Consider the following 20,167-nt stretch of genomic DNA (forward strand, 5'->3'; position numbering starts at 1 on the left):
CTAAATATGTAAAATGAAAATAGCTTAAAGACTACTAGTGACAAGTGATTCGTGGTAGAATAGAGGGCAATGACAGGCAAGGAGAAAAACAATGAGTAGAAAAGAACGTATTGATACCATTTTAGCGCATGCAGGGATCCGCTCAGACGAGCAGACAGGGGCTCTGACGGCACCTCTTCATTTTTCAACAACTTATCAGCACCCTGAGTTTGGACAATCTACAGGCTATGACTATACACGGACGAAAAATCCTACCAGAGCGACTTTAGAAAAGACACTAGCAGCGATTGAAAAGGCTTCTTTTGCCTTAGCGACAAGCTCTGGTATGAGTGCTTTAGTCTTAACGATGGAGATTTTTCCTGTAGGGAGTCGTGTTGTAGCAGCGCGTGATTTGTATGGTGGCTCTTTTCGCTGGTTTCAGCAAAAGGAAGATGAAGGGCGCTTTAGCTTTATCTACGCTAATAGCCAAGACGAGCTACTTGAGGCGATTTGTGAGGAGTGTGACCTTGTCTTTATCGAAACGCCAACTAACCCTTTGATGATTGAGTTTGATATTGCCCTAATTAGCCAAAAAGCACATGCTGTTGGCGCTAAAGTAGTGGTGGACAATACCTTTTATAGTCCCATCTATCAAAATCCTATCAGTTTAGGAGCAGATATAGTGATTCACTCAGCAACCAAGTATCTCTCAGGTCACAATGACGTGCTGGCAGGTGTTGTTGTGACAGATGATCAAGAGCTTTATGACCAGTTGTTTTATCTATCAAACACCACAGGACCGACTCTATCTCCTTTTGATTCCTACTTGTTGATGCGAGGGTTAAAAACGTTAAAATTGCGTATGGAGCGCTCAACTCAAAATGCGCAGCAAATTGTAGCTTTTCTAGAGCAGCATCCTGCAATAAAGGATGTCCTCTACACAGGAAAAGGTGGCATGATTTCCTTTAGGGTTGTGGATAAGAGCATTATTCCTTATGTCTTGAATCATTTAGAGGTCTTTACCTTTGCAGAAAGTCTAGGTGGTGTCGAGAGTCTCATTACCTATCCTGCTACGCAGACTCATGCCGATATTCCAGCAGATGTCAGGGCATCGTATGGCTTAACTGATGATTTATTGCGCTTATCCATTGGAATTGAGGCGATTGAGGATTTGATTGAGGATTTAACCATAGCACTTGAGGGTAAGGAGGGCTTATGACATACGATTTTACAACATTACCAGAGCGATTTTCAACCAATGCTATCAAATGGCAGGAAGTAAGAGAGGATAAGGACCTACTGGCTATGTGGATAGCAGATATGGACTTTCCAGTCTTTCCTGAGATGAGTGAGGCTTTAGCGGAGTATGCCAAAACGTCAGTATTTGGCTATGACGCACCTAAAGAAAGTCTTTATCAAGCTATTTTAGAATGGGAAAAAAGAGAGCATGATTATGTGTTTGATAAAGAAGCGCTTGTCTTTGTGCAAGGAGTTGTACCGGCTATTAGTTTAGCCATTCAGGCGTTTACTAAAGAAGGTGAGACGGTACTAATCAATACCCCTGTTTATCCTCCATTTGCACGTAGTGTGAAACTTAATAAACGCCAATTGCTATCACATCCCTTGATTGAGCAAAATGGGCATTTTGAGTTGGATTTTGAACAGCTAGAAAAAGACATAGTAGCCCATCAGGTCAAACTCTATATTTTGTGCAATCCTCATAACCCTGGAGGACGCGTGTGGACCAAGGCAGAGTTAGAAAAAATAGGGCAGCTTTGTCAGAAATATGGTGTTATCCTAGTTTCGGATGAGATTCATCAAGATTTGACCTTGTTTTCTCATAAGCATCATACGATAAACACGGTTGACGAAGCTTTTAAAGACTTTAGTGTAGTGTTGACTAGTGCGACAAAGACATTTAATATCGCAGGGACAAAAAATAGTTTTGCTATTATTGAAAATGAAACATTAAAAAAAGCTTTTACGCATCAGCAGCTGGTCAATAACCAACATGAGATAGCAACTATTGGCTATGTAGCAACTGAGGCAGCCTATAGAGAAGGAAGGTCTTGGCTAAATGCCTTAAAGCAGGTGTTAGAAGACAATATTACCTATGTCGTAGATACTTTGGCAAAAGAGACACAGATCAAGGTGATGAAACCAGAAGCGACCTACCTTATCTGGCTAGATTTTTCGGCTTACCATCTTAGCCATGAAGAGTTAGCCTATAAACTTCGTCATGAAGCTAAGCTGCTGTTAAATGACGGTCTTACTTTTGGACGTGAAGGAGAGAAGCATTTTAGGTTAAATGCAGCAGCTCCCAAAGCGATCATTAGAGAAGCTGTAAAGCGGTTGTGTCAGGTTTTTGGTTAAGGCATTCCCACGTAAAAGATCGTCAAAATCAACTTTTTATGGTATAATAAGCTCACAATAGAGAAAGTCTCAGACTAGAAAAGGTGGTTTTATTATGGGAAAATTTCAAGTGATTTCACATCCATTGATTCAACACAAATTGTCTATTTTACGTCAAACATCAACATCAACAAAAGATTTTCGTGAATTAGTCAATGAAATTGCCATGTTGATGGGCTATGAGGTCTCACGTGAGTTGCCTCTTGAAGATGTGGAGATAGAGACTCCCATTACAAAGACTGTCCAAAAGAAATTAGCTGGTAAAAAGTTAGCTATTGTTCCTATCCTTCGTGCAGGTATTGGTATGGTTGATGGGCTGTTGAGCTTGGTACCTGCGGCTAAGGTTGGTCATATTGGGATGTATCGTGATGAGGAGACATTGACGCCTGTTGAATATCTTGTTAAGCTACCAGAAGATATCGATCAACGTCAGATTTTTGTGGTTGACCCTATGCTAGCGACAGGTGGTTCTGCGATTTTGGCTATTGATTCGCTGAAAAAACGTGGAGCAGCCAATATCAAGTTTGTCTGTCTAGTAGCAGCACCAGAAGGGGTTAAGGCCCTACAAGATGCTCATCCTGATATTGACATCTATACAGCGGCTCTGGATGAAAAGCTCAGTGAGCATGGTTATATTGTTCCAGGGCTTGGTGATGCTGGGGATCGCCTCTTTGGTACTAAATAAGCTACTTATCAAGAGATAGGCTTGAGACGACCGTTAGCTCCCTTGGAGTTTGAGGGTCGTTTTTCTATATGGAGCCTGTCTAATTAGCACTCCTGCTAAACCTTTGCTAAAAACAATAGTTTTTATTTGACCTTTTTTGACCAAAAAGCTATAATAATATCAATTATCAAAGAAATGGAGAATAACTCGTTATGATTCCAGTAGTTATCGAACAAACTAGTCGTGGTGAACGTTCTTATGATATCTATTCACGTTTATTGAAAGACCGTATTATCATGTTGACAGGTCCTGTTGAGGACAATATGGCCAACTCTATCATTGCTCAGTTGTTATTTTTGGATGCACAAGATAGCACCAAAGATATCTACTTGTATGTTAATACGCCAGGTGGCTCTGTGTCAGCAGGTCTTGCGATTGTGGATACGATGAACTTCATCAAATCTGATGTGCAAACGATTGTCATGGGGATGGCAGCTTCTATGGGGACTGTTATTGCCTCAAGCGGTGCACGTGGCAAACGCTTTATGCTACCAAATGCTGAGTATATGATTCATCAGCCAATGGGTGGTACTGGCGGTGGCACTCAGCAGACGGATATGGCTATCGCGGCTGAACATTTGCTGAAAACACGTCAAAACTTAGAGCAAATCTTAGCCAAGAATTCTGGTCAGCCTCTTGAAAAAGTCCATATTGATGCTGAACGTGACAATTGGATGTCTGCTAAAGAAACCCTAGAGTATGGTTTTATTGACGAAATTATGGAAAATAATGAATTGCAATAAAGCGTGAGCTAAGCACTGATCACTGGAAGGTGATTGGTGCTTTTTTTGTCTATCAACTTATAGTATAATGAAGGTATGTTACGTATTGATGAAGAGTTACTTGCTATAGATGATGCGATTGAAGAGTTAGTAGAAGCCTTTGTGATTCAAGAAGAGGCTAAGTGCTACCGTTTAGCTAAAGAGGCTGTCCTTAAAGATAGAGACTTAGCCCAAAAGATGGCGATATTTGAAGAAAAGCGCTCTAGTTATGAAAAAGAGGCAGCCTATAGCGCTTTTCGCTCTGAAATCAAAGAACAGAAAAAAGAGCTCTATCGCTTAAAACGTCAGCTAGATCTCCATCCTAAGCTAGTAGCCTTGCGCCAATCAGAGACCCGCTTACAAGAGAGTCTAGCTAAGATTAGTCGGCAATTATCAGAAGCGGTTTCCAGCGATATTTTTGTCGATACAGGGCTTCCTTTGGCACCTCACAAGCGCCACCATAAACCTAATGAAAATCCTATCAGAGAAAGGAGTTCTCATGCTGAATAATCCTAAGCGGACGCATCTTATCGTCTATCTCTACTACAATAGAGATGTGCGAAAACTTCAAAAATATGGAGATATCAATTACCACTCAAGACGCATGCGCTATGTGAGTTTATATATAGATGCACTTTTAGAAAATGATATTATAGCAGAATTAAAAAAATTAAAATATGTTAAATCTGTAAGGCGTTCACACCAAGATGAAGTTGACGTTCATTTTGTCGGTAATCTAGCGGATATTGCTCAAGATGATAAATTAACCATTTATCCCAAAAAAGATATAACCTTATTAGAATAGCCATATAAAGGCTCTAAATAATCTAGTCTGATTATTTGTGAAATAAAGTTCTTGACAATTTTCTGATAATTCTGTATCCTTGTATTTGTATTTATTTTTAAGATTCTATTAAGGAGAATAAAAGATGAAGAAAAAATTGGCTTTTATAGCAGTTGCCTTTATCTCCACTGTCCTTTTAGCAGCTTGTAGTTCTCCTCCAAGTGTCAGCTCGTCAGCAGAAGGCACTAAGATTGGAGATACCTTTAAATTAGGGATGAACTTTGAGCTTACAGGAAGTGTTTCAGCCTATGGTTCGGCTGAGAAAAAAGGTGCCATGATGGCAGTTGAAGAAATCAACAAGGCTGGTGGCATTGATGGTAAAAAAATCGAAGTTATCTCAAAAGATAATAAATCTGATAACAGTGAATCTGCAACAGTAGCGACTAGCTTGACGACTCAAGAAAAAGTCAATGCTATTGTAGGACCAGCAACCTCAGGTGCGGTTGCGTCATCATCACCAAGTTCTCAGCTTTATGGTGTGCCTATGGTGACCCCGTCAGGGACAATGGATAGTCTTACCGTTACTAAAAAAGGAGAGACTAAAGAATATGTCTTTAGAACGACCTTTATCGATAGTTATCAAGGTCAAGTATTGGCTAAATTTGCAACAGATGACCTCAATGCCCAAAAAGTAGTCCTCTACTACGATAACTCTAGTGACTACGGAAAAGGTATCGCTAAGGAGTTTAAGAAGCATTATCAAGGTAATATTGTCAGTGAGCAGACCTTCCAGTCAGGAGATACTGACTTCCAATCAGCCTTGACCAACATCAGTAAGCTAGATTTTGATGCGATTATTATGCCTGGTTATTACAATGAAACAGGTACTATCATCAAGCAAGCACGTGAGTTAGGTATTGCTCAAACGATTGCTGGTTCTGATGGCTTTGCTGACGCTAAGTTGATTGAGTTGGCTGGCTCTAAAAATGCTACAAATGTGTATTACATCTCAGGATTTTCAGCGAAAAGTTCTCCAAAAGCAGAGGCTTTTGCTAAAGCTTATGCTGACAAATACGGTGAGGAAGCATCTATGTTTGCTGCGCTTGGTTATGACTCAGTTTATATGATTGCTGATGCTGCTAAGGGTGCTGATGATTCTAAAGATGTGGCTAAGGCCTTAGCCACATTAAAGGACTTTGATGGTGTGACAGGAAAAATGACAATGAATACTAAGCATAATCCTGTTAAGTCTGTGCCTGTTATTGGCTTGACAGACGGACAAGAGTCATCTTCTGTCATTGTTAATCCAGACTAATAGAGATAATCTGACGTTAGGTCAGTCATTAGATGGGAGTGGAGAGCCACCTCAATATTAGGTTCTCCTACTCCCTTTGTTATTATGATAGAAAGTTGGGTGAACAACATGTTACAACAGCTCGTCAATGGGCTTATCCTAGGGAGCGTGTATGCACTGCTTGCCTTAGGATATACGATGGTTTATGGTATCATCAAGCTGATTAACTTTGCGCATGGTGATATTTATATGATGGGAGCTTTTGTGGGGTATTACCTCATCAATACGTTCCAGCTAAATTTCTTTGTGGCACTGATTTTGACTATGTTGATTACGGCGTTTTTAGGCGTTGTCATTGAGTTTTTGGCTTATCGTCCGCTACGTCATTCGACACGTATTGCAGCCTTGATTACAGCCATTGGTGTGTCTTTTTTCCTTGAGTACATCATGGTGTACTTTGTGGGTGCAGACAAACGTGCCTTTCCACAAGCAATTGAGACGGTCAAATACAATTTTGGTCCGATTACCATTACAAATGTGCAATTGATTATTTTATGTGTCTCTATTGTCTTGATGATTGCGCTTCAATATATCGTCAAACAGACAAAAATAGGGAAAGCCATGCGTGCGGTTTCAGTCGATAGTGATGCGGCACAACTGATGGGGATCAATGTCAACAACGCCATCAGCTTCACATTTGCTTTGGGATCAGCACTTGCAGGTGCGGCTGGTGTCTTGATTGGCTTGTACTACAACTCTATTGATCCACTTATGGGGATGACACCAGGTATCAAAGCCTTTGTAGCGGCGGTTCTTGGTGGTATTGGGATTATTCCTGGTGCTGCTTTGGGTGGTGTGCTTATCGGTCTTTTGGAGACATTTGCGATCTCAATTGGCTATTCAAGTTATCGTGATATCGTTGTGTATGCCGTCTTGATTCTGATTCTGTTGATTCGCCCAGCTGGTATCCTTGGAAAAAATGTAAAGGAGAAGGTGTAGAATATGAAACAAAATCTAAAATCAATTATGGCTTGGGCTGCATTGATCGTAGTAGGTTATCTTATCCTTGCATTTTTAACAGGGACAGGGATTTTAGGAGCTTATTATATTCAAATTTTGATGGGCATTGGTATTTCCATCATTATGGCTATGGGAACTAATTTAGTGCTTGGTTTTTCTGGGCAGTTTCCCCTTGGTCAAGCAGGATTTATGGCTATTGGAGCGTATGCGACAGCTATCATGACAGGCTACAACGATACTTATGCTAGCTTTTATGTGTCTATGCTAGTTGGTATGTTGCTAGCAGGTTTGATTGCTGTTATCGTAGGTTTTCCGACATTGCGTCTAAAGGGTGATTACTTAGCTATTGCAACGCTTGGTGTTGCTGAGATTATTCGTATTGCGATTGTCAATGGTGGTGACTTTACTAATGGTGCAGCAGGTTTGACAGATATTTTGCAATATACCTCATGGCCAGTTGTGTATGCTTTTGTAGTTATCATTGCTATTTTAATGATGAATTTTTTGAGAAGCGCTACTGGACGTAAAGTTATTTCGGTGCGTGAAGATGAGATTGCAGCAGAATCAATGGGAGTCAACACGACTAGAATTAAGGTGGTGACCTTTGCTTTTGCAGCCATGACAGCTAGTATTGCAGGATCGCTTTATGTGGGTTACATTGGAACGGTCGTGCCAAAAGATTTCACTATTATGAAGTCTATTGATTACTTGATTATCGCTGTTTTAGGGGGACTTGGTTCGATGACAGGAACCATTGTCGCTGCGGTGGTATTAGGTGTTTTGAATATGTATCTGCAAAACTTCTCAGAATTACGTATGGTGATCTACTCACTAGCCTTGATTCTTGTCATGGTCTTTCGTCCTGGAGGTCTTCTTGGGACACGTGAATTACGATTTTCAACATTCTTTTCAAAAAAAGATAAGGAGGGCAAGAACTAATGGCACTTCTTGAGGTAAAAGATTTAACGAAGCATTTTGGTGGCTTGACGGCTGTTGGGGATGTGAGTTTAGAATTAAATAAGGGTGAGCTCATCGGACTTATCGGACCAAACGGTGCGGGTAAGACAACGCTCTTTAACTTATTAACAGGAGTCTATGAGCCAAGCGAGGGGACTGTTACGCTTGATGGGACACTCTTGAATGGTAAAAAACCATATCATATCGCATCACTTGGTTTGTCTCGCACTTTTCAAAATATCCGTCTCTTTAAAGACATGACTGTGATGGATAATGTTTTAGTCGGTATGGCAAATACACAAAAACCAAACGTTCTGTCTAGTCTGTTAAGACTTCCAGCTTATTATAAGAGCGAGGAAGCTTTGAGACAAAAGGCACTAGACCTGTTAGCTATCTTTGATTTAGCTGATTCTGCTGAGACACTAGCTAAGAACTTACCTTATGGGCAACAACGTCGCTTAGAAATTGTCAGAGCTCTTGCCACAGAGCCTAAAATTCTCTTTTTAGATGAGCCTGCTGCGGGGATGAATCCGCAAGAAACGGCAGAGTTGACCCAGTTGATTCGTCAGATTAAGGAAAATTTTGATATTACAATCATGTTGATTGAGCATGATATGAGCTTGGTGATGGAAGTAACGGAGCGCATTTACGTCCTAGAGTATGGTCGTGTGATTGCCCACGGGACTCCTGATGAGATTAAGACAAACAAGCGTGTTATTGAAGCGTATCTAGGAGGTGAAGCCTAATGACTGCAATGCTAAGTGTTAAGGATTTATCCATTCATTACGGTGTTATCCAAGCCGTCAAGGACATCTCTTTTGAGGTGAACGAAGGTGAAGTTGTGACCTTGATTGGTGCCAATGGTGCTGGAAAAACCTCTATTTTAAGAACCATTTCTGGTCTGGTACGACCAAGTCAGGGCTCTATCACCTTTTTGGGTGAGGAGATTCATAAGGCGCCTGCTCGCAAAATTGTCTCTAGTGGTCTATCTCAAGTACCAGAAGGTCGTCATGTCTTTGCTGGTTTGACCGTTATGGAAAACTTAGAGATGGGAGCTTTCTTACACAACGATCGTGAGCAAAATCAAAAAAATCTGAAAATGATTTTTGATCGTTTCCCACGTCTTGAAGAGCGAAAAAATCAGGATGCTGCGACGTTATCAGGTGGTGAGCAGCAGATGTTGGCTATGGGACGTGCGCTCATGAGTCGCCCTAAGCTCTTGCTCTTAGACGAGCCATCTATGGGACTTGCACCTATCTTTATCCAAGAAATCTTTGATATCATTCAAGATATTCAAAAGCAAGGGACAACTGTATTACTCGTTGAGCAAAATGCTAACAAAGCTTTAGCGATTGCGGATCGAGGTTATGTCCTAGAAACAGGTAAGATTGTCCTCTCAGGCACAGGAAAAGACCTACTTGCTTCAGATGATGTCCGTAAAGCTTATCTTGGTGGTTAGTATCTAACAGAAGTATCAGCTTCTGTTTTTTACTAAGAAAGAGCCAGTGTTCTTTAGTAGCTCTTAGAAGATGTGAAAACGGTTTTAAAATGCTATAATAAATATGACAGACAATGATTACGAATAGAAAAAGGAGAGTCAAATGGCAGTAAAAGATTATATGACCAAAAAAGTAATTTTCATCTCACCTGATACCACAGTTGCTCACGCAGCAGATTTGATGCGCGAGCAAGGTTTGCGTCGCTTACCAGTTATTGAAAATGATAGGCTGGTAGGACTTGTCACAGAAGGTGTCATGGCAGAAGCAACGCCTTCTAAGGCAACGAGTCTATCCATTTATGAGATGAATTATTTGCTCAATAAAACTAAAATTCGTGACATTATGATTAAAGATGTCTATAGCATCTCTCGCTATGCTAGCCTAGAAGATGCTATTTACACCATGATGAAAAATAAGGTCGGTGTGCTACCAGTTGTGGATAATAATCAAGTGTATGGTATCATCACAGATAAAGATATTTTTAAAGCATTTTTAGAAGTTTCGGGATATGGTGAAGCAGGGACACGCGTGATTTTTCTTGGTGAGGATAGTGCAGGGACATTGGCGAAGATTGTTGATGCGATTGCGGATGCTTCTGTCAATATCAAGCGTACTGTGGTTGCTAACCATCAAACGGATAAGACAACAATTGAAATTCAGCTAGATGGTATTTTGACAGATGAGGCTATCAAGGCTATCTTTAAGGATGTTGCTGTCACTATTGAAGCGATTGAGCATACTGAGGCTAAAATGTTATAAGAAAAGGTGTCGCTTTGATTAAGCGATATCTTTTTTTCTCAAGAAATTTGCCAAAAATTTGGTATAATAGAAGAAATCTAAAAAGGAGAAGCTAAAAACTATGACAGAGGGCATTTTATTATCATTTGAAGGACCAGATGGTGCAGGCAAGACAACTGTGCTAAATGCCATCCTCCCTCTGCTAAAAGATCAGCTAGAGCAGGAGATTCTAGTGACTAGAGAGCCTGGGGGGGTGTCTATTTCAGAGCATATTCGTGAGCTTATCTTAGATGTTAGGCATACTGAGATGGATAGTAAGACAGAGTTACTGTTGTATATTGCCGCTAGGCGCCAACATTGGGTGGAAAAAGTAGCTCCTGCACTAAAAGAAGGGCATTTGGTGATGATGGATCGCTTTATTGATAGCTCTGTGGCTTACCAAGGTTTTGGACGAGGATTGGATATAGAGGCGATTGATTGGCTAAATCACTATGCCACAGATGGCATCAAACCTGATTTGACCCTTTATTTTGATGTACCATCAGAGGTTGGCTTGGCACGTATTGCTAAAAATGCTGATCGTGAGGTGAATCGTCTTGATTTAGAGGCTCTTGAGTTGCATCAAAAGGTTCGTCAGGGCTATCTGGACTTGGCAGACAAAGAGAGTAGTCGTATGGTTATCATTGATGCTCGTAAACCACTTCATGAGGTGATAGACCAAGCCTTTTATGCTATCATGTCATTCATGGAAAAGAGAAACGCATGACAAGGACGCTATCTCAATTACAACCAGCTTTATTGGCGTCTTTTAAGCGTATTTTACAAGAAGGTAAGTTGAGCCATGCTTATTTGTTTTCAGGTGGTTTTGGAAGCTTTGAGATGGCTATTTATTTGGCACAGAGCAGGTTTTGTCAGCAATTACAGGATAATCTCCCTTGTGGTGAATGCAGGTCTTGTCGCTTGATTAGTCAAGGTGAGTTTACAGATGTGAAAGTGGTAGAGCCGACAGGGCAAACCATAAAAACCGAGACCATTCGTCAGTTGCTGGGAGATTTTTATAGATCAGGATTTGAGGGGGCAAGGCAAGTCTTTATCATCAAAGATTGTGAGAAAATGCATCCAAACGCGGCTAACAGCTTATTAAAAGCTATTGAAGAGCCTCAGATAGAAGCGTATATCCTATTGTTGACAAGTGATGAGAGTAAAGTATTGACGACGATAAAAAGTCGAACGCAGATCTTTCATTTCCCTAAAAACACGGCTTATTTGATCGAACTTGCTGAAAAAGAGGGGCTTCTCAAGAGTCAGGCGACTCTTGTGGCAAACTTAGCAGATAGCCCAAGTGAGCTTCTTAGCCTGTGCCAAGATAGACTAACCTTTTCTCTCATTCAAGCGTGTCAAGATTTAGTGACTTATTTGTTTAACGATAAAGGATTAGCTTATTTGCAAGTAGCACGCTTAGTGAGCCTAGCAAGTGATAAAAAAGAGGAAGAAAAAAGTTTTGGGTTTTTGACATTATTGTTGTCACAAGAGATGACAAATCCTAAGGCACGTGATTTATTAGCTAAAGTGGCGGTCTCAAAAGAGATGTGGCAGCGACATGTTCATTTTCAAAATGCATTGGAGTATATGGTATTATCATGACACAAGTGATTGGTATAAAATACGAAGAAACTGGACAAGTAGCTTATCTGCTAGCTAAGGAGGATTTGCTAGTGGATGAGTTGGTTGTTGTCAAGGAAGGCAAAGGTAGCTATCTAGCCAGGGTAGTGACGCCTGCTAAAAAAGTCGATACGACTCTTGATTTAAAAGGAGCTGTGCAGTTTGTACGGCTAGCAACCCCAAAAGATAAGGAGCGCTACGCTAAAAATAAGGCTTTTGCAAAGGCTTCTATGCCTGTAGTCTCTAGTCTAGTGGCTAAAAATGGTCTTGAGATGAAGGTTTTGAGAATTGTCTTTCCACTTGAACGTAGCCATGTGTTGATTACGTTTACAGCAGAAGGGCGAGTGGATTTTCGAGCGCTTTTACGTGATTTAGCTGGACATTTTCGGATGCGTATTGAGCTACGTCAGCTTAACCATCGTGAAGAGTACAAGGTGTATGGTGGCTTAGGCCCTTGTGGCAGGGCACTGTGTTGCTCTAGCTTTCTAGGCGAATTTCCGCCTGTCTCTATCAAAATGGTCAAAAATCAGGGTCTGTCGCTCAACTCCGGAAAATCAAATGGCTTATGTGGTCGTTTGATGTGCTGCTTGAGCTATGAAGATACTTTTTATCAGGAAGCAAAGGAAGCTTTTCCAGATGTTGGCTCATATATCAATACCGAGGATGGCTTATGTGAGGTTATCTCCATAGATGTCTTTACAAAGACCATAAAGGCTCGCCTAGATGGTCATATAAGCCCTGTGATATACGCTTTAGAGGAGGTAGTCGAAAATGGATAAGAAAGAATTATTTGATGCTTTTGATGACTTGACACAAAATTTGATAGTTACCTTAGCAGAAGCAGATAAAATGAAAAAACAATTTGAAACCTTGATGGAACAAAACACACAACTACACTTAGAAAATATCAAACTGCGTGAGCGCTTAGGGCAGCTAGAGCATGAAAAGCAAGCAAAACAATCCACACAAGGAAAAGCACATTTAGAAGGTATCTATGAAGATGGCTTTCATATTTGCAATTCCTTTTATGGACAGCGACGTGAAAATGAAGAAGAGTGTATGTTTTGCCAAGAACTATTAGATAGAGGCTAGACAATGCAGGTTCAAAGAAGTTTTAAAGACCAGACAAAGCAAGGTAAATTGTATTTAGTGCCTACTCCTATTGGTAATTTGGAGGATATGACTTTTCGGGCTATCACGATCTTGAAGACAGTTGATCTTATCTGTGCCGAAGACACACGTAATACAGGGCTTTTACTCAAACATTTTGATATTAGCACCAAGCAAGTCAGCTTTCATGAGCATAATGCGAGAGAAAAAATCCCTTTTTTGCTTTCTCTTCTTCAAAAAGGGCAATCTTTGGCGCAGGTGTCAGATGCAGGAATGCCCTCTATTTCTGACCCTGGGCATGATTTGGTTAAAGCCGCGATTAAAGAAGGAATCCCAGTTATCTCATTGCCAGGAGCTAGTGCAGGTATTACAGGGTTGATTGCTAGTGGTTTAATGCCACAACCGCATATCTTTTATGGCTTTTTGCCACGCAAAAAAGGCGCTAAGTCAACTTTTTTAGAGAGTAAAAAACACTATCCTGAAACCCAGATTTTTTATGAATCGCCTTATCGTGTTGTAGAGACACTAGAGCAGATTAGAGCTGTTTATGGGGAACGCCAGATTGTCTTGGTGCGTGAGCTGACGAAGCTTTATGAAGAATACCAGCGTGCCAGCATCAGTGAGTTGATTGATTATGTGACAACTCACCCTCTAAAAGGAGAGTGCCTTTTAGTTGTGGCAGGCTATGATGCTAGTCAGATGAGTGACACAAAATCAGAAGACCCTATGCTTTTGATTGAGCACTATCTAAAAGCAGGTCACAAACCCAATCAGGCGATTAAAGCGGCCGCTAAAGAATTAGGCATGAGTCGCCAAGAGCTCTATCAACGCTATCATAACTTGTAAAAACTGCTTTTGAGCAGTTTTTTTGTATTATAAGTATAGTCCTTTTCTTAGAAAAATAACTGTCAGGGTGCTATAATAAAGTGAGGAGGAAGCTTATGAAAATTGTTATTATTGGAGCTTCGTTTGCAGGTTTGAGTGCTGCTTTGGAAGCAAGTAGAAGCTATCCTAACGCTGAGATTTTAGTGCTTGATAAGGCTAGAGAAGTGGCTTATTTTCCAAATAGTCTTAATTGGAAATTATTAGGTGTGATTGAGGATTTTGAGGAGGCTAGGATTGCTCTTTATAGAGAGCTTTTAGCGATCAATGCGGTTACTTGGCAACTGGGCAGTGAGCTTGTAGCCCTTTATCCCGATAAGAAAAAAATCAAGTATAAACAGGAAAACCATGAGGGTTTCATATCATATGATAAGCTTATCTTAGCTATGGGGGCTAAGCAAAGTTGGCACCAAGAAGATAGTCAGCTAAAAGAGCATTTTTTGGCTAGTAAGACCGTATCTGAGGCTAAAGAGAGTTATGCTAAATTGCAACAAGCACAGTCTGTCTTAGTCGTTGGAGGTGGGCATATTGGGTTAGAAAGCTTAGAAGCATTGACGACTCTAGGCATAAGAATTGAGTTGATTGAAGCTCAAGATGGGCTTTTATCTAAGTATTTTGACAAAGAAATGCTACTACCTATTGAACAGTTGTTGGAAGAAAAAGGTGTTCGTCTGCATTTTGGAGCTATCGCAGAGCAGATGATCGTAACAAAAGATGGTGGTATCTGTGTTGAGACCATGTCTGCCACTTATAAAGCGGATTATCTCTTGTTAGCTACTAATTTTAGGCCACATACAGAGGTGTTTTATGGGCTTTTAGACTTGAATGCTGATGGGACGCTATGGGTGGATAATTACCTAGAGACGAGTTGCCAAGATGTGTTTGCGATTGGAGATGTGGTCCAGATGCCGTTTGCTTTTTTTGGACGTAGCTATCTCCCTCTCATCAATCACGCGCTGCTGACAGGACGCTTAGCAGCTCACAATATAGTACAAAAACGTTTTCCTCTAAAGGAGGTCGAGCGTATTGTCTCTAGTCATGTGTTTGGCTATCATTTGATTAGTGTGGGCTTAACCCAGCTACAAGCAAGTCTGTGGACAGATGTTGAAACAGTTGTGATTGAGGAGCAGTTTGACCAATGGCGTAAGGAACAGCTTCATTTTAAGTTGATTATTGAAAAAAAGACACATCGCCTTTTGGGAGCACAGTTGGTATCACAAGTGCTACATGATAATCATATGGATGCAATTGCTTTAGCGATTGCTAAGGAGATGACAGCCTATGATTGTCTCAATCAGTCTTTTCATTCAGCGCCACGGCAGACCCCACTAGAGCCATTGTTGAGCAGAGCTTGCTGGCAATACGCTAACCGTAGGGAGGTGTCTGATGCGTATTGAGGATTTATTTGCTAAAAAAGAGCGCCTGTTAGCGCTAGCTTTGCTGTACTTACGACAGTCTAAAAATCCTGTATCACTAAAAACGCTCAGTCAAGGCCTAAAGGTATCAAAAGCAACGCTAGTCCGTTATTTAAGCTCGTTTAGAGAAGATATCGAGGCTTACCAACTGGGCATATCCTTAGAGCTTAGTGAGGATGAGGTTCGTTATGATAGGGAGATGCAGCTGTCTGAAAAGGCACTGTTGGCTTATTTTTGCCAATCTAGTATTAAATATCAGATTTTAGTGACCTTGTTTGAAGAGGGGCGTTTTAGTATTCAACAATTATCTCAATCTTTTTTTGTTAGCGAAGCTACTCTTAACCGTCATCTAGCTCAGCTAAATCGTCTCTTGTCTGATTTTGAGATTAGTATCCGTCAAGGGCAATTGCGAGGGGACGAGCTACAAATTCGTTATTTTTATTATTGTTTGTTTGGTCAGTTAAAAGAGTTAGACGATTTAAAAGGGGAGCAACCCTTTAAGTCTTGCTTTTTGCTCTTACCTATTTTTGAGCGATTCTACGAGACTAGCTTGAGTTCTTATCAGCTTACTCAGTTGGTCTTGTGGTTAGGTATTTCTCAAAAGAGATGGCGTGCTGTTGAGGTTGACTTTAGTGCTTTGGAGCGTAAGATGTCCTTTTATAGTCAGCATCGTCTCTATCAAAAGCTAAGGGGACTTTTAGTGACGTTTTCTCAGCAGCAATCACTACGTCTTAGAGAAGGTGATAGCTTAGCGATGTTTGCTTTTTTGGTGAGTGATTTTATGTTGCCACCTCATCATCTAGAGCAGTTGATGGGATTTTCTGGACCCCTTATGGAAGCGGCGAGTTGGGCATTTCAGACCTTACGGAAGGATGTAGGAGCTGGTTTTACATTGCAGGAGGATGGGCTTTATTATCTGAATCAATTGCTAAATCATATTTATTTTTTTAAAGGGCAGGTGGTTTATGCACTAGATGAGGAGCTGTTAGCCTCTCCTTATGATGGCTGTGCGGCTCATTTGAGCGAGGGTGTGATTGGTATCTATCAGACTTATGTCAGTCTAGTAAGCTTTGATACGACTTATATGATGTCTAAAATCCAGCTCTTATATGATTATGTCCACCAACTGAGACCACAAAGAGTGGAGATTGCTTTTGTCTCTTGTCAGCCCAAAATTGTGGCACGCTTATTACTAGAGCGCTTACGTGCTCATTTGGCCAATCATTATACGGTTTTGATTGACTGGCAAATCGATAATAAAGACTATGACCTAGTGATTTCAGATGGCATTTATCAAAAGGACGAGCACAGTTATATGCTACATGGTGACTTGTATGAGCAAGATATTGCCTTTTTGAAAGCATGGATTGAGCGTGTGAGAAAAGACAAGACAGCAAGCTCCCCGCTTTCTTTAAGCCTTAAGCCACAGCGTGATTTTGAACGTTAATAGATCTATCATTTTTTTGTAAACGTTTTATTTTTTTGATAGGATAGTTCTGAGAAATTACGATACAATGGAAATAGTTAAAAGTGAAAGCGTTTTTAAAAAGGAGGATATTGTATGTCGCAAGAAAAATATATCATGGCTATTGACCAAGGGACAACCAGTTCTCGTGCCATTATTTTTAATAAACAAGGCGAGAAGATAGGAAGCTACCAAAAAGAATTTCCACAAATTTTTCCAAAACCAGGCTGGGTGGAGCATAATGCCAATCAGATTTGGAATTCAGTACAGTCTGTTATTGCAGGTGCTTTTATCGAAAGTGGTATCAACCCTACGCAAATCGAAGGTATCGGTATTACCAATCAACGTGAGACGACAGTGGTCTGGGAAAAAGAGACAGGGCGTCCTATCTACAATGCGATTGTCTGGCAGTCGAGACAGACAGCTCCTATTGCCGATCAGCTCAAGGTAGATGGGCATTCCGAGATGATTCACCAAAAGACAGGACTTGTGATTGACGCTTATTTTTCAGCGACTAAGGTGCGTTGGATTTTAGACCAAATCCCAGGTAGTCAAGAGCGTGCTGAGCGTGGGGAATTGCTTTTTGGGACGATTGATACCTGGTTGGTGTGGAAGTTGACCGATGGTAAGTGTCATGTGACCGACTACTCTAATGCGGCACGTACGATGCTGTATAATATCAAAGAACTCAAGTGGGATGATGAGATTTTAAGTCTTTTGAATATCCCTAAGGCTATGCTTCCAGAAGTCAAGTCTAACTCTGAGATTTATGGTCATACGGCACCATTTCATTTTTACGGGGCAGAAGTGCCGATTTCAGGGATGGCAGGTGACCAGCAAGCAGCCTTATTTGGTCAGTTGGCTTTTGAACCTGGTATGGTTAAAAATACTTACGGCACAGGCTCATTTATTGTCATGAATACTGGTGAGGAGATGCAATTGTCCCAAAACAGTCTGCTGACAACGATTGGCTACGGTATCAACGGTAAGGTTTATTATGCTCTTGAGGGCTCTATCTTTATCGCAGGAAGCGCGGTTCAATGGCTACGTGATGGCATGCGTATGGTCAAAGAATCACCAGAATCAGAAGAGCTAGCGCGTCAATCGCAAAATAATGACGAAGTCTATGTTGTACCTGCCTTTACAGGCTTAGGAGCGCCGTATTGGAATTCGGATGCTCGTGGGTCTGTTTTTGGCCTAACGCGTGGAACAACCAAAGAAGATTTTGTTAAGGCGACACTCCAGTCTATTGCTTATCAAGTGCGTGATGTTATTGATACTATGCAGCTTGACTCAGGTATGGATATCTCGATGCTTAAAGTCGATGGTGGTGCAGCGATGAATAGTCTATTGATGCAGTTCCAAGCGGATATCTTGGGTATTGAGATTGCACGCGCTAAAAATCTAGAGACGACCGCTCTTGGTGCAGCCTTCTTAGCAGGCTTAGCTGTTGGTTTTTGGAAAGATATGGATGAGCTAAAGAGCCTTAATGCTGTCGGACAATCCTTCCAGCCAGCGATGAATAACGCTCGAAAAGAGCAGCTCTATAAAGGCTGGAAAAAAGCGGTAGCTGCGACACAGCTCTTTGCAGAATTAGATAAAGAAGACTAGAGAGGAATGAATTATGGCATTTTCACAAGAAACAAGACGTTTGGCTATTGATAAAATGGCAGACAGACAGCTCGATCTCTTGATTATCGGAGGAGGTATCACTGGTGCAGGTGTAGCTCTTCAAGCTGCTGCTAGTGGTATGGAGACAGGCTTGATTGAGATGCAGGACTTCGCAGAAGGCACTAGCAGTCGCTCAACTAAGCTAGTTCATGGTGGGCTTCGTTATTTAAAACAATTTGATGTTGAAGTCGTCTCTGATACTGTTTCAGAGCGTGCAGTGGTTCAACAAATTGCCCCTCACATCCCAAAGCCTGACCCAATGCTTCTTCCTGTCTATGATGAAGAAGGCTCTACTTTTAGTCTCTTTAGACTTAAAGTAGCCATGGATTTATATGACCTCTTAGCAGGTGTCAATAACACTGATATGGCTAATAAAGTCTTGACTAAAGAAGAGGTCTTGGCGCGTGAGCCTCATTTGAAAGCAGAAGGATTGCTTGGTGGTGGTGTTTACCTTGATTTTAGAAATAACGATGCTAGATTGGTTATTGAAAATATCAAGCGCGCAGCTACAGATGGTGCTTTGATTGCTAGTCGTGTTAAAGCTGAGCGGTTCTTAAAAGATGACTCAGGAAAAGTTATCGGTATCTTGGCGCGTGATCTTCTGACGGATGAGACCTTTGAAATCCGAGCTCGTCTTGTCATCAATACGACAGGTCCTTGGAGCGATGAGGTGCGCAATCTCGGTGGCGAAGGTAGTGGTGTTCTTCAAATGCGTCCAACCAAAGGTGTCCATCTGGTGGTAGATAGCTCACGTCTATCCGTACCACAACCGACTTATTTTGATACAGGTCGTGCTGATGGGCGGATGGTCTTTGTCTTACCACGTGAAAACAAGACTTACTTTGGAACGACAGATACGGATTATACAGGTGATCTAGCTCACCCACAAGTGACTCAAGAAGATGTTGATTACCTGCTTGATATTGTCAATAATCGCTTCCCAGAAGCGCACTTGACGATTGATGATATTGAGAGTGGTTGGGCAGGGCTTCGTCCACTGCTCTCTGGAAATGGCGCATCTGATTATAATGGCGGTAACAACGGCAAACTCAGTGATGATAGCTTTAATCAGCTGATTGATACTGTGAAGGCTTATCTCAATCATGAAAAATCACGTGACGATGTTGAGCATGATTTGACACACCTAGAAGGCAGTGTTTCTGAAAAGACTCTCGACCCATCAGCTGTTTCTCGTGGCTCTAGCTTAGAGCGTGATGACAATGGTCTCTTGACGCTTGCTGGTGGCAAGATTACAGATTTTCGCAAGATGGCAGAAGGGGCTCTTGAGATGATTGCAGCTATCTTAAAAGAAGAGCATGCCAGGACTTTCAAGCTAGTCAACTCAAAGACTTATCCTGTATCAGGCGGAGAGCTCAACCCTTCTAATGTGGACGAAGAGTTGGAGCACCTAGCGCAATTAGGTGTCCAAAAAGGACTTTCTCATGATGATGCCCTTTATCTAGCTAATCTATACGGCTCTAATGCCCCAAAAGTCTATGCCCTCAATCATCAAATAGAGCCTGTTAGCCAACTCAATCAGCGTGATTTACTCTCTCTCCACTATGCTATGCGTGAGGAGATGGCCTTGAGTGTTGTTGACTATCTGCTACGTCGTACCAACTATATGCTCTTTATGAGAGAACAGCTAGATAGTGTTTCTGAAGACATCATGGCAGAGATGGCGCATTATTACAATTGGTCAGCTGAGGACATCGCTTATCAAGCACAACTATTGGCTGATACACTTGTTCAAAATGATTTGGCGTATTTGAAAAACTAATCAAAAGGAGATAT

At 41.3% G+C, this 20,167-nt stretch carries 20 protein-coding genes and 2 pseudogenes; all 22 read left to right on the top strand.

All coding sequences use genetic code 11. From position 1 onward, the window contains the following. Positions 1–91: 91 nt before the first annotated feature. Positions 92–1,198, top strand: coding sequence for a cystathionine gamma-synthase (locus tag ACLN19_RS00475; RefSeq protein ID WP_413381865.1), 1,107 nt, complete (start codon positions 92–94; stop codon positions 1,196–1,198). After that, positions 1,195–2,352 (top strand): MalY/PatB family protein, encoded by a 1,158-nt coding sequence (locus ACLN19_RS00480; protein ID WP_413381868.1) that lies wholly within the window; start codon positions 1,195–1,197, stop codon positions 2,350–2,352. Before ACLN19_RS00475 ends, ACLN19_RS00480 begins: the two co-directional genes overlap by 4 nt. Before the next feature lie 94 nt (positions 2,353–2,446). Beyond that, a complete protein-coding gene (gene upp / locus ACLN19_RS00485; protein WP_413381870.1) occupies positions 2,447–3,076 on the top strand; it encodes a uracil phosphoribosyltransferase in 630 nt (209 codons plus the stop codon). 191 nt (positions 3,077–3,267) lie between these two features. Next, the gene (locus ACLN19_RS00490) at positions 3,268–3,858 is read left to right on the top strand and encodes an ATP-dependent Clp protease proteolytic subunit (protein ID WP_413381873.1); all 591 of its coding nucleotides are present in this window, start codon (positions 3,268–3,270) and stop codon (positions 3,856–3,858) included. A gap of 75 nt (positions 3,859–3,933) precedes the next feature. Beyond that, positions 3,934–4,386, top strand: coding sequence for a YlbF/YmcA family competence regulator (locus ACLN19_RS00495; protein WP_413381876.1), 453 nt, complete (start codon positions 3,934–3,936; stop codon positions 4,384–4,386). Further along, the gene (locus ACLN19_RS00500) at positions 4,376–4,681 is read left to right on the top strand and encodes a DUF2129 domain-containing protein (protein WP_413381879.1); all 306 of its coding nucleotides are present in this window, start codon (positions 4,376–4,378) and stop codon (positions 4,679–4,681) included. Before ACLN19_RS00495 ends, ACLN19_RS00500 begins: the two co-directional genes overlap by 11 nt. Positions 4,682–4,805: 124 nt before the next feature. Next, a complete protein-coding gene (locus ACLN19_RS00505; RefSeq protein ID WP_413381882.1) occupies positions 4,806–5,975 on the top strand; it encodes an ABC transporter substrate-binding protein in 1,170 nt (389 codons plus the stop codon). A gap of 108 nt (positions 5,976–6,083) precedes the next feature. Next, a complete protein-coding gene (locus ACLN19_RS00510) occupies positions 6,084–6,953 on the top strand; it encodes a branched-chain amino acid ABC transporter permease (RefSeq protein ID WP_413381885.1) in 870 nt (289 codons plus the stop codon). 3 nt (positions 6,954–6,956) lie between these two features. Then, positions 6,957–7,913, top strand: a complete 957-nt coding sequence (locus ACLN19_RS00515) for a branched-chain amino acid ABC transporter permease (RefSeq protein WP_413381888.1) — start codon at positions 6,957–6,959, stop codon at positions 7,911–7,913. Beyond that, the gene (locus ACLN19_RS00520; protein WP_413381892.1) at positions 7,913–8,677 is read left to right on the top strand and encodes an ABC transporter ATP-binding protein; all 765 of its coding nucleotides are present in this window, start codon (positions 7,913–7,915) and stop codon (positions 8,675–8,677) included. The genes ACLN19_RS00515 and ACLN19_RS00520 overlap by 1 nt, the downstream gene beginning before the upstream one ends. After that, the gene (locus ACLN19_RS00525) at positions 8,677–9,390 is read left to right on the top strand and encodes an ABC transporter ATP-binding protein (RefSeq protein WP_413381895.1); all 714 of its coding nucleotides are present in this window, start codon (positions 8,677–8,679) and stop codon (positions 9,388–9,390) included. The genes ACLN19_RS00520 and ACLN19_RS00525 overlap by 1 nt, the downstream gene beginning before the upstream one ends. A 142-nt stretch (positions 9,391–9,532) precedes the next feature. Then, on the top strand, positions 9,533–10,189 hold the full coding sequence (locus ACLN19_RS00530; protein ID WP_413381899.1) for a CBS domain-containing protein: 657 nt from the start codon (positions 9,533–9,535) through the stop codon (positions 10,187–10,189). A 100-nt stretch (positions 10,190–10,289) separates the two neighbouring features. Further along, complete coding sequence (gene tmk / locus ACLN19_RS00535; RefSeq protein ID WP_413381902.1) at positions 10,290–10,934, top strand: dTMP kinase; 645 nt, start codon at positions 10,290–10,292, stop codon at positions 10,932–10,934. Next, positions 10,931–11,812, top strand: a complete 882-nt coding sequence (locus ACLN19_RS00540) for a DNA polymerase III subunit delta' (RefSeq protein ID WP_413381905.1) — start codon at positions 10,931–10,933, stop codon at positions 11,810–11,812. The genes tmk and ACLN19_RS00540 overlap by 4 nt, the downstream gene beginning before the upstream one ends. Continuing rightward, positions 11,809–12,609, top strand: a complete 801-nt coding sequence (gene ricT / locus ACLN19_RS00545) for a regulatory iron-sulfur-containing complex subunit RicT (RefSeq protein WP_413381908.1) — start codon at positions 11,809–11,811, stop codon at positions 12,607–12,609. The genes ACLN19_RS00540 and ricT overlap by 4 nt, the downstream gene beginning before the upstream one ends. Then, positions 12,602–12,922 (top strand): DNA replication initiation control protein YabA, encoded by a 321-nt coding sequence (gene yabA / locus ACLN19_RS00550; RefSeq protein WP_413381911.1) that lies wholly within the window; start codon positions 12,602–12,604, stop codon positions 12,920–12,922. The genes ricT and yabA overlap by 8 nt, the downstream gene beginning before the upstream one ends. Positions 12,923–13,009: 87 nt before the next feature. Further along, a pseudogene (gene rsmI, locus ACLN19_RS00555) lies at positions 13,010–13,717 on the top strand (16S rRNA (cytidine(1402)-2'-O)-methyltransferase); the annotation flags it as partial. Further along, positions 13,691–13,786, top strand: a pseudogene (locus ACLN19_RS00560) (16S rRNA (cytidine(1402)-2'-O)-methyltransferase); the annotation flags it as partial. The pseudogenes rsmI and ACLN19_RS00560, both read left to right, overlap by 27 nt. Positions 13,787–13,881: 95 nt before the next feature. After that, a complete protein-coding gene (locus ACLN19_RS00565; protein ID WP_413381914.1) occupies positions 13,882–15,219 on the top strand; it encodes an FAD-dependent oxidoreductase in 1,338 nt (445 codons plus the stop codon). Then, positions 15,209–16,684, top strand: coding sequence for an AcpB/EbpR/MafR family transcriptional regulator (locus ACLN19_RS00570; protein ID WP_413381917.1), 1,476 nt, complete (start codon positions 15,209–15,211; stop codon positions 16,682–16,684). The genes ACLN19_RS00565 and ACLN19_RS00570 overlap by 11 nt, the downstream gene beginning before the upstream one ends. 114 nt (positions 16,685–16,798) lie before the next feature. Then, complete coding sequence (gene glpK / locus ACLN19_RS00575; protein WP_413381920.1) at positions 16,799–18,313, top strand: glycerol kinase GlpK; 1,515 nt, start codon at positions 16,799–16,801, stop codon at positions 18,311–18,313. A 13-nt stretch (positions 18,314–18,326) separates the two neighbouring features. Further along, on the top strand, positions 18,327–20,153 hold the full coding sequence (glpO, locus tag ACLN19_RS00580; RefSeq protein ID WP_413381923.1) for a type 1 glycerol-3-phosphate oxidase: 1,827 nt from the start codon (positions 18,327–18,329) through the stop codon (positions 20,151–20,153). Positions 20,154–20,167: the final 14 nt, after the last annotated feature.

Source organism: Streptococcus lishijunsis, assembly GCF_047290665.1.
Taxonomy (GTDB): Bacteria; Bacillota; Bacilli; order Lactobacillales; family Streptococcaceae; genus Streptococcus.

Coding starts and splice junctions, on each gene's coding strand:
- ACLN19_RS00570 (WP_413381917.1), top strand. CDS start 15,209: ATGCGTATTGAGGATTTATTTGCTAAAAAAGAGCGCCTGTTAGCGCTA.
- glpO (WP_413381923.1), top strand. CDS start 18,327: ATGGCATTTTCACAAGAAACAAGACGTTTGGCTATTGATAAAATGGCA.
- ACLN19_RS00475 (WP_413381865.1), top strand. CDS start 92: ATGAGTAGAAAAGAACGTATTGATACCATTTTAGCGCATGCAGGGATC.
- ACLN19_RS00530 (WP_413381899.1), top strand. CDS start 9,533: ATGGCAGTAAAAGATTATATGACCAAAAAAGTAATTTTCATCTCACCT.
- ACLN19_RS00520 (WP_413381892.1), top strand. CDS start 7,913: ATGGCACTTCTTGAGGTAAAAGATTTAACGAAGCATTTTGGTGGCTTG.
- ACLN19_RS00505 (WP_413381882.1), top strand. CDS start 4,806: ATGAAGAAAAAATTGGCTTTTATAGCAGTTGCCTTTATCTCCACTGTC.
- yabA (WP_413381911.1), top strand. CDS start 12,602: ATGGATAAGAAAGAATTATTTGATGCTTTTGATGACTTGACACAAAAT.
- ACLN19_RS00525 (WP_413381895.1), top strand. CDS start 8,677: ATGACTGCAATGCTAAGTGTTAAGGATTTATCCATTCATTACGGTGTT.
- glpK (WP_413381920.1), top strand. CDS start 16,799: ATGTCGCAAGAAAAATATATCATGGCTATTGACCAAGGGACAACCAGT.
- ACLN19_RS00540 (WP_413381905.1), top strand. CDS start 10,931: ATGACAAGGACGCTATCTCAATTACAACCAGCTTTATTGGCGTCTTTT.
- ACLN19_RS00500 (WP_413381879.1), top strand. CDS start 4,376: ATGCTGAATAATCCTAAGCGGACGCATCTTATCGTCTATCTCTACTAC.
- ACLN19_RS00565 (WP_413381914.1), top strand. CDS start 13,882: ATGAAAATTGTTATTATTGGAGCTTCGTTTGCAGGTTTGAGTGCTGCT.
- ricT (WP_413381908.1), top strand. CDS start 11,809: ATGACACAAGTGATTGGTATAAAATACGAAGAAACTGGACAAGTAGCT.
- tmk (WP_413381902.1), top strand. CDS start 10,290: ATGACAGAGGGCATTTTATTATCATTTGAAGGACCAGATGGTGCAGGC.
- ACLN19_RS00515 (WP_413381888.1), top strand. CDS start 6,957: ATGAAACAAAATCTAAAATCAATTATGGCTTGGGCTGCATTGATCGTA.
- ACLN19_RS00480 (WP_413381868.1), top strand. CDS start 1,195: ATGACATACGATTTTACAACATTACCAGAGCGATTTTCAACCAATGCT.
- ACLN19_RS00495 (WP_413381876.1), top strand. CDS start 3,934: ATGTTACGTATTGATGAAGAGTTACTTGCTATAGATGATGCGATTGAA.
- upp (WP_413381870.1), top strand. CDS start 2,447: ATGGGAAAATTTCAAGTGATTTCACATCCATTGATTCAACACAAATTG.
- ACLN19_RS00490 (WP_413381873.1), top strand. CDS start 3,268: ATGATTCCAGTAGTTATCGAACAAACTAGTCGTGGTGAACGTTCTTAT.
- ACLN19_RS00510 (WP_413381885.1), top strand. CDS start 6,084: ATGTTACAACAGCTCGTCAATGGGCTTATCCTAGGGAGCGTGTATGCA.